This is a genomic window from Campylobacter sp. DY7 (assembly GCF_057802535.1).
The window spans coordinates 58,622-72,034 of sequence record NZ_JBYJAU010000010.1; the positions used below are offsets into that span (position 1 = coordinate 58,622).

A 13,413-nucleotide genomic window follows, 5' to 3' on the forward strand; every position below is an offset into this window, starting at 1 on the left:
TTAATCCTTTGTAATCTTTAAAAATTCTAATAATTTTAAGGCTACATAATCGTAACCCAACTTGCTAAGATGTGTATTTTTTAATGATTTTTTATTAGCTATCCAAGCAGCTTTACCCCCTTCTTTTTGCATAAGCTCATCTATATTAAAAATATAAGCACCATTTTCCTTTGCCACTTTTTTAATAAGAGTTCTTACTAGCTCATTATTTTCTCCTTTTACATAGTTTTTATTCACATACAATGTAGGTTCTGGCGGGATTAGAAGAATTATTTTTGTATTTGTTGATTTGAAAATATTGATGATTTTTTTGTAATTATTTAAAAACATTTCTTGATTTATCTTATTTAAAACACTTTCATTAGTCCCAAAAGAAAAAACAACCAAATCATAATCTAATTTCTTAGCGACTTTAAACGCTAATTCATCATCAATTCTTAAATAATTAAAAATACTAGCACCATTAATTCCAAGATTATCAATATAAGAAGAATTATTGCTTAAAAATCCCCCTATTTTTGATGAACTTAGCTTAAAATTAATCTTATTTGTATTCTTTTTATAGTTTTTAAAATTCCAAATTCCTGATTTAAATTCCAAATATTCAATATCATTAGCCATAAAGCCTAAATCTATATTTATCTCGCAATTATCTAAGCAATTTGCATTAATTCCACTAAAACTTAAATTATCTTTTGTATTTATTAAATACTCTACTTTAAAGCCTGAATTATTATATTTTGCTAAATATTGATTATGCCATTTAGGTAAAATCGCAGGAATAAATCCTAAAGAATGAATACCTAAAGCATTTCTAAAATAAGCGCTTATATAATCACTTGCGAAGTGTGAATCACCTACAAAGGCTATTTTTTTATAAGGTAGTTTTATATTTTTAATAGGAATTTGTTTTTTAATTTCTTGTTTTACTTCTTTTTTTATATCTTGCTTTTTTTCTTCTTTTGTAATTTTTATAATATTTGTATTTACTTTAGCATCTTTTACTATCAAGCTTTCTTGATGTGTTTTACTTGATTTTTGTGGAGTTTTTACTTCTTGCTTTTTATAAATTATGCTATTTAAAAACGGAGAGCTACAAGATGAAAATAAAAATAAAGCTATAAAAATACTTAAAATTCTCATTTTATTTCAACTGCTTTAAAAAAATCTTGTGAAATCAAATCATACCCAAGTGGTGTGAAATGTATGCCATCGTTTGACCTTATCCTTTTGCTTTTGCCTTCTATCTTTATATAAAAATCAAAATGCTCGGTTAATAATGAGCTTAATTTTATAAATTGATAATTGTTTTGTTTAGCTAATTCATAAAATACTTCATTTAAGATTTTTATCTTTTCGTTTTGTTCATCATTTTTTACCACAGGTAATTCATACCAAAAAATATTCGCATCATTTTCTCTAGCGATTTTTACTAATTCATCAATTCTTTTAGCATAAAAGGCTTTCCACTCGCTTTTGCCAAAAACTAAAAGCTTATTATTTTCATTAACATCCCACAAATCATTAACACCTACTAAAATTACTATATTTTTAATCTTAGAATTATTCAAAGAATTTTTTAAAACCTTTGCATAATCGTAGTATTTTTTTCTAAGTAAGCCTGTGCTTTGCTTTGCAAGATTTTCACATTTTATATTGTGCTTTTTTAGATTATTACAAATCGCAACTCCAACGCCTTGCATTAAGCTATCGCCTAATAAAATCACTCCGTTTTCTTTGCTAAGACTTAAAGTTTTTGCTTTTGCTAATGTATTTTCATTTAATTTATATGGCAAATAGCATTTAAGCAAGATTTTATTTTTTGCTTTTTTACTGATTTCATCTTTTGTTGGTTTTGTTTCTTTTACTATTTCTTTAATTTCTTCTTTTTCTTTTACAAAAAATACTTCATATTCTAAAAAGTTTTTAAATTCGCTTAGCTTTTTTGTAATTCCTGATTCAAATTCTATGCTTTTATGATAGGTTTGTTCGTAGTATTCTTTTAGCGAATCGTTAAATAAAGCTATAAAAATCAAACTAGAACTTATAATTATAAAAACAAACTCTCTCATCAAAATCCTGCATAAATAAAATTTGGAATCCCACTTGGCATATACATAAACACAACTAATAAAACTAAATTAATAAAAATAATTTTTATAAAAATATTCAAACGCCTTAAAAAATTAGTAAATATAGCTAAATGGTTTTTAGAATAAAAATTAATTATAAATAAAACAAATATAGTTAAAAATACTAATAATTCTTTATTATTTATACCATTAAAGACTAAAAAGCTTAAAAAATATTCCTTAACTTGCGAAAAATCAGCAAAATAAAAAAAGCTCCACACAATGCTAACATAAGTAAAAGTAATAAATGAGGCTAAAAATTTATTGAATTTATAAGAAAATAAAGAAATAAAAATAAGCCCTAAAGCATGAGCTAAACCCCATAAAGCAAAATTATAAGTATTTCCGTGCCAAATACCAGAAATTACAAAAGCGATTATTATATTTAAGCTTGTTCTATTTACCCTATTTCCACCTAATGGAATATAAATATAATCACGAATAAAATTTGATAAGCTAATATGCCATCTTTTCCAAAAATCTTGGATATTTCTAGCTTTAAAAGGATTATTAAAATTCCTTGGTAATTTAAATCCTATCATAAAAGCAAATGCACTAACTAAATTAACATAAGCACTAAAATCTAAATATAATTTAAGCGAATACAAATAAAAACAATTTAATAAACCTAAAAAGCTAAGAGTATTTAACTCATCTAAAAAAGCATAAAAATACTTATCTACAAAAGGAAGTATCAAAAATACTTTGCTAAGTGCAAGCAATAAATTAGCTATTATTAAATCCTTATGTTTAAAGCGTTTTAATCTTAAAAACTGCTCTTTAAAATTAGCAAACCTAAAAATAGGACCACTCACAAAAGTAGCAAAGAAACTAAGATAAGTAAATAAAAACGCAAAGCTAACAGGCTCTCTTTTTTCTTTATAAACCCACACTATATAAGTAATTGTATTGAATGTATAAAAACTAAGCCCTAAAGGAAAGATTAAATCAGTAATTTGAATATTTAAAAGACTTAACATATAATCAAAACTATCTTTTATACTAGAATAATATTTAAAAACACAAAGGTTTAAAACAATTAAAGCTAATGCTAAAAAAGTAATATTTTTAGTATTTCTAACATAAACACTTAAAGCTAAAAAATGTATAAATATACTAAAAACAAAAACAACCAACAAGCAATAAGGATTAAATAAATAAAGCACTAAGGCATTAAATCCTAGTAATAATAAATTTTGTTTTTTTATATCAAGTTTATTAAATAATATAAAAAATATAAAAATTAATATCAAAAACTCTATTGAAAAAAAGCTCAAATCAATATTCCTTTAAAATATCTGCTAAAAATTTTGCTCCATTTATGTTTTTGAAATTATATAAATTATCAGCGTATTTTAAACCTTCATTTAAGATTAGATCTAATGCTAATTCCGAATTCAAATTCTTTTCTTCACACATAAAAGCTAGCTCTTGATTTACCAAATACAAAGCATTAAAATATTGATGATTTTTATAAGCATATTTGTATGGCACAAAAAGAGTTGGAATAGCTGCATTTATAAGCTCAAAACTAGCACTTGCCCCCGCCCTACTAATAGCAAAATCAGCTTCTTGCATATATTTTTCAATTTCATTTGAAAAGCCTATTAAGGTTGGCTTTATTTCAAATTTTTCGTATTCTCTTTCATATTTTTCTAATTCTTTAGCACCACATTGATGAATTAATTTAATATTATTTTCTAATAATTTAGGATATAGGCTAAGTGCAAATTCATTTAAAAATCTAGCACCTTGAGAGCCACCTATAATTAAGATTGTTTTTATTTCATTTCTTTTTCTTTTAATATTAAAGAATTTCTCTTGCACAGGATAAGGGCAAAGCTCTTTTTCATAAGCTGAAAAAAACCTTGTAGCAAAAGGCTTTGTAAGGCGATTTGCTAGACCCATTTTTGAGTTTTGCTCATGGATTATTAATTTACGAAATGAAATAATAGCAGCAAGACTAGCAGGCACACTAGAATACCCACCGACACTTAAAACACAAGTAATTTTATGCTTTTTAAATATTTTTAAACACTCGTAAACTAAAGCAATTAAAGAAAAAATCACCTTGATTTTGCCTAATATTCCTTGATTTACAAAACCACTACTTTTTAAAAAATAACAATTTTCTCCACTAAACCATAAAGTATCTTGTCCTTTAGTGCTACCTATATAAATAAACTCATCTAATTCTTTTGAAACTGCCTTAGCTACTGCTAAATGACCGCCCGTTCCACCGCCAGTGATTGCTATCATTACATACTTCCTACATAATTTTCTTGAGAATGTTTAAAAATGCTTAATAAAATTCCTATCGCAATGGAGTTAGCTAACATTGAGCTTCCACCATAGCTAAGAAATGGCACTGCAATTCCTTTTAAAGGAATTAATGAAATAATTCCACCTACATTCATTAAGAATGTAAAAAACATACAAGAACCATATCCTATGCAAAACAAATAATCTCTTTTAGTTTTCATATAAGTTGATAGTTTTAAAATAGAAGCTACTAAAAAACTAAACAATAAAATAACTACAAAAAATCCAAAAAAGCCTATTTCTTCTGCAATACCTGAGAGAATAAAATCCGTATGAACTTCACTTAAAAACCCTAATTTAAACACGCCTAGCCCAAAACCTTGCCCTAAAATATCTCCGTGAGTAATTGCGTTTAAGCTATGCGAGATTTGATAAGGCTCACTTGCGTGTGCTATTCTTAAACTTTCTTGAATGCCTTCAGGAAACATAGGCAAGATAAAATCTTGAATACTTCCCCACCACTCAAGCCCTCTTTCAAGTCTTCTAGGATGTAGAGCTATTAAAGATACCCCACAAGCAATAGCAGCTATGAATAAATAAAAAATATGCTTAAAGCTAATTCCGGCAGCTAAAGCCATAACAAACATACTAGCAGCAACCACAACACACTGACCTAAATCATTTTGAGTAACATAAACATAACCAAAAATCAAACAATAAGCACAAAGAGTTGGCAATAATAAAAACAAATCTTGTTTAAAAGTTCTTTTAATTGCATCAATTTTTCTTGAATATGTAAGAGCTAATATAGAAAAAGCTGAGATTTTTAAAAACTCTAGTGGTGCAATAGAAAAACCAAGAAACCTAATCCATCTTCTAGCCCCCTTAGTCTCAACAACCAAAGAAGCTGGTAAATAAGGCATAATCATACAAGCGATTAAACTAATTATAAAAATTGCATATAAGATTTTATAACAATATTCTTCTTTTATGAGTTGAAAAACTACAATAATCAAAACGCCTATTACTGCAAACAATGTTTGAGAAAACAAAAATCCATAAGGAGATTTTTGTCCTACATAAGTAAAAAATCCCATTGAAAATACAAAAACAATACTAATCATCATAAGAATTAGCACAATTTCAAAAATTCTCAAATGGGTTTTAATCAATTTTATTGCCTTTTATCGCTAATTGATTGTAAAGCTATTATTAATTCGTCTAAATTTTCATAAGGCACATGGATTTTCCAATCTGGCTCGTTTTCTTTTAAGCATATTGCTATGCTTAATACATCATTACTGCCTTCTCCGTAAGGATTTTTAATATTTGCTAATGAGATTTTACCACTTTGAGTGCCTTTAAGTAAAATTGAGCTAATTAACTCAGCCTTCATTATTCATCCTTTTTAATTTTGCTTGCATTTTTAACCATTCTCTTTGCTCCATTATAGGAAAACCACCATAAACTTTGCCACCTGCTAAGTCTTTACTAACTCCGCCCCTAGCAGCAATAATCGCACGATCACCTATTTTTAAATGACCGCTTGTAGCACTCTGACCTCCCATTACAACAGCATTTCCAAGCTCACTTGAACCTGCTAATCCTGTTTGAGAAACCACTAAGCAACCTTGACCTAAAATGCAATTATGCCCTATTTGAACTAAATTATCAATTTTAGTTCCTGCTTTAATAAGAGTTTTTGAAAATACAGCCCTATCAATACAAACGCAAGAGCCAATCTCAACAAAATCTTGCAATTCTACATAACCATTATGATAAATCTTAAAATGTCCCTTAGCATTACTTGCATATCCAAAACCATCGCTTCCAATAACACTTCCTGCGTGAATTATGCAATGATTTCCTATAATAGAGTCGTTATAAATTGTAACATTTGGATATATTATTACATTATCTTTAATACAAACTCCATCACCAATATATGCACCTGCCATAATAGTGCAATTATTTCCTATGCTGGTGTCTTTTCCTATATAAACATTTGGCATAATAGTTGTATTTTCGCCTATAACAGCATCTTTGCCAGCTCTTATTAAATCTTTTGCAAAGACCTTGCTAAGAAGTGCAAAAGCATATTTTGGATCATCGCAAACTACTGCAATAACATCGCTAGGCAAAAATTTAGCTAGTTTTTCATCAATTAAAACAGCTGCTGCTTTTGTAGTTCTTAAAGCATCATTATCTTTTACACAAAAACTAAGCTCATTTTCTTTAGCATCTTCTAAGGAATTAAGAGCCTTAATTCCTATTTCAAATTCTGTTTTTATTCCTATAATTTCACATAATTCTTTTAAATTCTTCATCTTAACTTTCCATTAAAACAACGCCACTTCTAGCACAATCTTTAGGATTATATTTTTTGATAGTTTTTAAGAAATTATCAATCCTATCTCCTGTATCATTTACGCAAAGCGTTATGTATTCATCATTTGAATGTGCTATTGTGCCATTATAACCTTTTAATAAACTATCAAGTCCAGCTAAATTTTGATCTATACTAATTTTAACCAAAGCACATTCACGCTCAACAAATTCGCAATTTTCAAACACTTTATAAGTGCTAATTAATTTATGAAGTTGTTTAGTGATTTGCTCAAATACTGCTTCATCTCCGCTAGTAATTATACTAATTCTAGAAAACTCAGTCCCAGCAATTGGTGCAACGGTTAAGCTATCTATATTATAACCCCTACCTGAAAACAGCCCTACAACTCTACTTAAAACTCCGTGTTGGTTTTCTACTATTACACTTAAAGCTCTTTTCATTTGCTATCCTTTGCTATTAATTTTTGTGGTAATATCATATTATAAATCGCAGCACCTGCTGGAACCATTGGCAATACATCTTCAAATCTTGAAATTATAACATCAATTACACAAGGTCTAGGGCTTTTTAAACATTCATTGTAAGCCTTTATAAACTCATCTTTAGTTTTTACTCTAAAGCTATCACAACCAAAACTTTTTGCTAGCATTTCATAATCAGGCTGAACATCTTCAAGATTTGTTTCTGAATATCTTTCATTATAAAATCTAGTTTGCCACTGGCGAACCATTCCTAAATAAGCGTTATTTAAAATAATATTAATTACTTTTTTACGCTCTGCTGTAAGTGTCATTAGCTCTTGAACATTCATCAAAAACGAGCCATCACCTGCGAAATTAAGCACAACTTCATTATTTTTTGCAAATGCAACACCTAAAGCAGCAGGAATTGAATAACCCATAGTTCCTAATCCACCACTTGTGCTTAATCTTCTTGGTTCATTAAATTTAAAAAACTGAGCCACCCACATTTGATGCTGTCCTACATCTGTGATTACATTTGCATTTGGGCTAATTTTTGCACATTCATTTATAACCCATTGTGGTTTTAACACTTCATCGCTATCTTCATAACTAAATGACGGATATAAGGCTTCGTGTCTATCTAAAATACCATGCCAATTTCCTAAATCAAATTCCATATCTTTAATCTCAGCTAAAAGCTCACTTAAAACATTAGCAACATCTCCAACGATAGGAAAATCAGCTTTAATTATCTTAGAAATTGAAGTTGGGTCGATATCAATATGAGCTATTTTTGCTAATTTTGCAAACTCACTAGTCTTACCCGTAATTCTATCATCAAATCTAGCACCTAATGAAATCAGTAAATCACATTCACTCATAGCCATATTAGCTCTATAACTTCCGTGCATTCCTGCCATTCTAAGGTTGTATGGATTATCGTGTTCTAATACACCTAAACCCATTAGAGTGCAAACTACAGGTATTTTAGTCTTTTTAACAAATTCACGAATAACTTCACTAGCATTTGAACTAATACAGCCACCACCTATGTATAAAAGCGGCTTTTTAGCTTCACTTAGTGCAAGTACTAGGCGTTTTATTTGTCTTGGATTGCCTTTATAAGTTGGCTTATAAGTTTTCATATTTACTTCACTTGGATAAGAAAACTTACCCTTAATTGCTGTAATATCCTTTGGAATATCTACATGAACAGGACCTGGGCGACCACTTCTTGCTATATAAAATGCTTCTTTTAAAACTCTTGGTAATTCTTCAATAGTTTTTACTAAATAAGAATGCTTTACACAAGGCCTACTCATTCCAACTGCATCAATTTCTTGGAAAGCATCTGTTCCTATTAGCGAATTTGCAACTTGAGCTGAGATTAAAACCATAGGAATACTATCAGCATAAGCTGTTGCGATACCTGTTAGAGTATTTGTAAATCCAGGACCACTTGTAACTATCGCAACACCAACCTTACCACTAGCTCTTGCATAGCCATCAGCAGCATGTGCAGCAGCTTGTTCGTGGCGAACTAATACATGCTTAAAATCATCTTGCTTATAAAGCTCATCATAAATATTAAGAGCAGCTCCACCAGGATAACCAAATACTACTTCAACACCTTCAAGCCTTAAAGCTTCACAAATCATCTTTGCACCTGTAATCATACGACCTCCATTAAGTTTTTTCCTAGGATTTAATCAAATTTTGCTTATTTAATAATTAATACGAATTAAAAAGAACAAAAAATATAAAAAAATAAAATTTAATTAATAAAAAATTTATATAAAAAAATTATTATTAACAAAAATTTTTTGAAAGGTTACAAATGAAAATTTCATTTAAAATAAGTTTATTAGTCTTTTGCTCTTTGTTTTTACTAGCTCTATCCTTAAGCATAAACTCAAGCAAAATGTTTGACAAATTAGAAGCTAAAATGCTAAGCGAAATAGAAAACGAAAGCATTTATCTTAGAAAAGAACAAGTAAAAACTCTAGTAGAAAGCATTAGTCAATATGCAGGAAATACTTACGATGATTTAGAAAGACAAAATAAGTTAGATAGATTTAAAGAATTATTACAAAATCAATTAGATAGAGTAAGATATGATAATAATTCTAAAGGTTTTTTAGTTTTTCAAGATGATGGAATGGTGATTTATCACGTTTTAAGCGACTGGATAGGTGAAAACAAAATAAACTCAGTAGATGCAAATAATAAAGCTTTCATAAGAGATATTATAAACGCAGGTAAAAGCGGCGGGGGCTTTAGTGAATATGAGTTTAGATACCAAAATGGAAGCACTAAAAAATTTTTAGCATATTCTTTACAAGATAAAAAGAGTGGTTATATTTTTAGCACAGCTGTTGATTTAGATAATGTTTATAGCTTTTTAGATAAAAATGCTAAAGAATTAAGCGATGCTCAATTTGATGATTTTATAAAGTTTATGTTTATTAGTTTAATTAGCTTTATTGTTTTAATGATAATTGCTTATATTTTTACAAATACATTTATATCAAAACCTTTAAAAGTATTAGAGAATAAAGCAGTTGAATTAAGTAGTGGAGATGGCGATTTAACAAATAAACTAGTTGTAAAAGGAAATGATGAAATAGCTCACGCTTCAAAAGCTATTAATGAATTTTTAGAAAAAATTAGGATTTTAATAGCACAGGCTAAAACAATTTCTACCGAAAATGCTTCAATTGCTAGTGAATTAGGAAATACAAGCTTACAAACAGGTAAAAGAGCTGAAGAAGGAAGCCTAATAGTAAGCGAAATAGCAAATAAAGGTCAAAATACTAAAAACGCTTTAAATATTGGCGTTCAAAAAGCTAAAGATGCTACTACTTCATTAGATAATGCTTTATTAATGATAGAAAACTCAAACAAAGAAATAGATACTCTAAGTAGTAAAATAATAAATAGTGCAAGCATTGAAAGCGAACTTGCTATGAAAATAGAAAGACTTAGCGTAGATGCTGATAATGTAAAATCAGTGCTTGAAATAATCAATGAAATAGCAGACCAAACAAATCTATTAGCACTAAATGCTGCTATTGAAGCAGCTCGTGCGGGAGAATCAGGTCGTGGATTTGCAGTAGTTGCTGATGAGGTAAGAAAATTAGCTGAGCGAACCCAAAGAAGCTTAAGCGAAGTAAATGCTACTATAAATGTTATCGTTCAAGGTATTAAAGATACAAGCGAACAAATGAATATAAACTCAAATCAAATGCAAGATTTAAGTAATATCGCAAATGTTACAAAAGAACACATGTATACAATGAAAGAAAGTGTAACAAATGCAATAAATCAAAGCGAACAAACGGTTCATGATTATATAAATACAAGCGAAGATATGGAAAAAATCTTAAATAATTTAAACAATATGAATATAATTACGAATGAAAACGCAAGAAGCGTTGAAGAAATCGCGGGGGCTGCAAGTCATTTAAGCGAGATGACTGAAGAGCTTAATAAGAAATTACAAGAGTTTAGAACATGAAGAAATTATTATTAGTAATGAGTTTTGGTTTAATTTTAGGTGCTGATTATTTAAGCGATTGTGAAGAAAGCAAAATCGCTGCAGCTTGTTATAATCAAGGCGTAGCTTTATTTAATCAAAATGATTTAGATTCAGCGACTAAGTATTTTATAAAGGCTTGCGATGGTGATATTAGCAATGCTTGTTATAATTTAGGTGTTATTTATAGCAAAAATAATGATAAGCTAAACGCTAATAAATATTACAATAAAGCTTGTGAAAACGGCAATTATGAAGCTTGTTTTTATGCTGGGATTTACGCTAGTGATTTTAATCAAGCAAAAGAGCCTTTAACCAAAGCTTGTGAAAATAATTATAAAGATGCTTGTTATAATCTAGGTGTGTTTTATAAAAATAACCAAGATTTAGATAATGCAAAAATATTTTGGAAAAAAGCTTGTGATGAAAACATCATGCAAGCTTGCTATGGTTTAGGAAGTTTGTATGCTAATGAAAAGAATAATAATCTAGCTATCAAATATCTTTCAATTGCTTGCTCGGCAAAGGATTATAATGCTTGTTATAATCTAGGAAATGTATATTATGAGCTAAAAGATTATGATAAAGTTGCTATTCTTTGGGGACAAGCTTGTGATAATAAAGACGCTTATGCGTGCAATAATTTAGGCGTTTTATTTCACGAAAAAGACAAAAATATGGCTAAGTTATATTACAAAAAAGCTTGTGATTTAGGCAATAACATAGCTTGTGAAAACTACAATATCTTAAAATAAGCTAAGAAATATTATTCTTAGCTTAAAACTTAATAAAACAAATGCTTTTATCTAAAGATTAAGAAAATTATATGGATTTAGCATGTTAGAATGGATATATAATAAATTAATAAAAGTTTTTATTGCAACTTGCTTTAAAGTTTTAATATTTCTTGTTTTATTATATGTAATTTCTTGGTCTTTTTTAATGTTATATATGGATACTTTTATACTTACTTTAATACCTTTGAGATATTTATTGCCATGGTTTTTTATAGATGACGATGATGCTTATGCTCGTGGTCTTTTGCTTGGTTTTTTGTTGCTTATGATATGGAGTTATGTTAGTATATCTGCGACTAAAATCTATTGTAAAAATATTATTAATTTTTATAAAAGCGAGAAAGATTTAGGCTTTTTATTTCATTTTACCTTATTTAGTATTTTAAATGCCTTTTTTAAATTTTGCTTTTTAAAATTAGGAGATATTCAAAATAGCACTTTAACTCTTGCTATGGCTTTAATATCTACGATTTTAATTTATTTTTATATAAAATCTAAAAAATAATAGTTGTAATCACAGCTATTTTTAGCAATAAAACAAATTAAAATCAGTCTAATTCCTATTTCGTAATTCTTAACTTACTCTTACGCTTTATTTTAAATTATTTTTATTGTTTATTTGCTATATTAATATTTATTTAAACTAAAGGAAAAATTTGAATATAGATAATTTAAAAGATTATAAAATAAAAAATGATTATTTATATAGCTTAGAGCTTATTAGGTTATTTAATGAGATTTTTTCAATTTTTCTTACACTTATTTTATGTTATTTTGCAATAGATATTATCAATGAATTAAATAGTAAACCCGAAAAAACAATGACTGACATACGAAGAATTCAAAAAGGTTGGAGTGGCATTATTGATGGTATTTTTTTCGTTGCATTCTTTTTAAAACTTAGACAAATAAAAAGACTTAGATTTGTTAAAAATAATGATTTTTACATTAGTGTAGATAAAGAAAAGATATATTTTGAAACATATGCAGTAGACGAAACAACATTGTTTTTTAATATAGCAAAAAGTTACAAAAAAGTAACCGCAACAATAAATAAAAGCGATATAGTTTTTAGATTACAAACAAAGCGACCTGCTTTAGCTTATTCATATATATTCAATAAAGACGCTTATAACACTAAAGAAACAGAAAATCAAAGTTTAAATTATAGATTAGACTACCCTATAGCTAGAATAATTTTCTTTCCTATAATTATGTTTTTTGTAATATTAGATATTTTATCAAGTTATTTAATACTATTTTTCTTAAATGGCAAAAACTTAAAAACTTACACAATATATCAAACTAAAACCAAGCTAGTTTCATTGCCTTTTGTTGATGATTTATCAGTTTATTTTTTATACACAGAGTTTAGACAAAAGTATTCTGCAATGAGTAAAGATGGATTTGAAATGGAATTTAGAGAAGAAGAAGTACAACCATTAGGTGAAAAATATATAGAAAAACAACAAAAGAAAATTGAAAAGATTTTAAATAAGAAAAGCCTAACTACTAAATAAATTATTTTTATTCTCAATAAGTGCTTTAATACAAAACATTTAAAATTAAGCTTTAATCTATGTTTTAGCAATATTATGAATCAATTTCCTATTTTAAATTCTTTTGTTTTAAATCAATATTTTTAAATTTTACATACACTAAAAATAAAGAAAAATAAAAAGAATTTGAAATATCAAACAAACACCCTAAACATAACCTACCCTAAGCAAGTGAAGATTAAGAATAAAAAAGCATAAAAGTATTTAAAGTTTATTTTTAACACTTGCAAGAATATGCTTAAAAAGTTTAGAAATTAGCTTTTTAATTAATGCTTTTTCTTCTATAAAATCTAAATATTTTTTAGTAATTCCTA

13 protein-coding genes and 1 pseudogene are annotated in these 13,413 nt (G+C 27.8%); 5 read left to right on the top strand and 9 right to left on the bottom strand.

What is annotated here, in order from left to right:
• From AC1B00_RS07295 to AC1B00_RS07335, 9 genes are read right to left on the bottom strand one after another with little or no spacing between them, the layout of a single operon-like run.
• Positions 1-1,143 carry a GDSL-type esterase/lipase family protein gene (locus tag AC1B00_RS07295; RefSeq protein WP_488849015.1) on the bottom strand — a complete coding sequence of 381 codons (1,143 nt, stop codon included), beginning with the start codon at positions 1,141-1,143 and terminating at the stop codon, positions 1-3.
• Complete coding sequence (locus AC1B00_RS07300) at positions 1,140-2,072, bottom strand: DUF459 domain-containing protein (protein WP_488849016.1); 933 nt, start codon at positions 2,070-2,072, stop codon at positions 1,140-1,142. The genes AC1B00_RS07295 and AC1B00_RS07300 overlap by 4 nt, the downstream gene beginning before the upstream one ends.
• A complete protein-coding gene (locus AC1B00_RS07305; protein ID WP_488849017.1) occupies positions 2,072-3,409 on the bottom strand; it encodes an MBOAT family O-acyltransferase in 1,338 nt (445 codons plus the stop codon). The genes AC1B00_RS07300 and AC1B00_RS07305 overlap by 1 nt, the downstream gene beginning before the upstream one ends.
• Position 3,410: 1 nt before the next feature.
• Positions 3,411-4,391, bottom strand: coding sequence for a UDP-N-acetylglucosamine--N-acetylmuramyl-(pentapeptide) pyrophosphoryl-undecaprenol N-acetylglucosamine transferase (locus AC1B00_RS07310; RefSeq protein WP_336611688.1), 981 nt, complete (start codon positions 4,389-4,391; stop codon positions 3,411-3,413).
• Positions 4,391-5,566 carry an FtsW/RodA/SpoVE family cell cycle protein gene (locus tag AC1B00_RS07315; protein WP_488849018.1) on the bottom strand — a complete coding sequence of 392 codons (1,176 nt, stop codon included), beginning with the start codon at positions 5,564-5,566 and terminating at the stop codon, positions 4,391-4,393. Before AC1B00_RS07315 ends, AC1B00_RS07310 begins: the two co-directional genes overlap by 1 nt.
• Positions 5,567-5,568: 2 nt before the next feature.
• The gene (locus tag AC1B00_RS07320; RefSeq protein ID WP_488849019.1) at positions 5,569-5,790 is read right to left on the bottom strand and encodes a hypothetical protein; all 222 of its coding nucleotides are present in this window, start codon (positions 5,788-5,790) and stop codon (positions 5,569-5,571) included.
• Positions 5,780-6,721, bottom strand: coding sequence for a UDP-3-O-(3-hydroxymyristoyl)glucosamine N-acyltransferase (lpxD, locus tag AC1B00_RS07325; RefSeq protein ID WP_488849021.1), 942 nt, complete (start codon positions 6,719-6,721; stop codon positions 5,780-5,782). The genes AC1B00_RS07320 and lpxD overlap by 11 nt, the downstream gene beginning before the upstream one ends.
• Before the next feature lies 1 nt (position 6,722).
• Complete coding sequence (gene ilvN / locus AC1B00_RS07330; protein ID WP_239816976.1) at positions 6,723-7,184, bottom strand: acetolactate synthase small subunit; 462 nt, start codon at positions 7,182-7,184, stop codon at positions 6,723-6,725.
• On the bottom strand, positions 7,181-8,884 hold the full coding sequence (locus AC1B00_RS07335) for an acetolactate synthase large subunit (RefSeq protein WP_488849022.1): 1,704 nt from the start codon (positions 8,882-8,884) through the stop codon (positions 7,181-7,183). Before AC1B00_RS07335 ends, ilvN begins: the two co-directional genes overlap by 4 nt.
• Positions 8,885-9,153: 269 nt before the next feature.
• Between AC1B00_RS07335 and AC1B00_RS07340 the strand changes: the two are divergent.
• The 5 genes and pseudogenes from AC1B00_RS07340 to AC1B00_RS07360 all read left to right on the top strand — a co-directional run.
• Positions 9,154-9,819, top strand: a pseudogene (locus tag AC1B00_RS07340) (cache domain-containing protein); the annotation flags it as partial.
• Positions 9,820-9,999: 180 nt separating this feature from the next.
• Entirely contained in the window at positions 10,000-10,725 is a 726-nt protein-coding gene (locus tag AC1B00_RS07345; protein ID WP_488849027.1) for a methyl-accepting chemotaxis protein, read from the top strand.
• The gene (locus AC1B00_RS07350; protein ID WP_239816979.1) at positions 10,722-11,498 is read left to right on the top strand and encodes a tetratricopeptide repeat protein; all 777 of its coding nucleotides are present in this window, start codon (positions 10,722-10,724) and stop codon (positions 11,496-11,498) included. The genes AC1B00_RS07345 and AC1B00_RS07350 overlap by 4 nt, the downstream gene beginning before the upstream one ends.
• 82 nt (positions 11,499-11,580) lie before the next feature.
• Complete coding sequence (locus AC1B00_RS07355) at positions 11,581-12,045, top strand: hypothetical protein (protein WP_488849024.1); 465 nt, start codon at positions 11,581-11,583, stop codon at positions 12,043-12,045.
• 151 nt (positions 12,046-12,196) lie between these two features.
• A complete protein-coding gene (locus tag AC1B00_RS07360; protein ID WP_488849025.1) occupies positions 12,197-13,060 on the top strand; it encodes a hypothetical protein in 864 nt (287 codons plus the stop codon).
• The last annotated feature ends 353 nt before the right edge of the window (positions 13,061-13,413 follow it).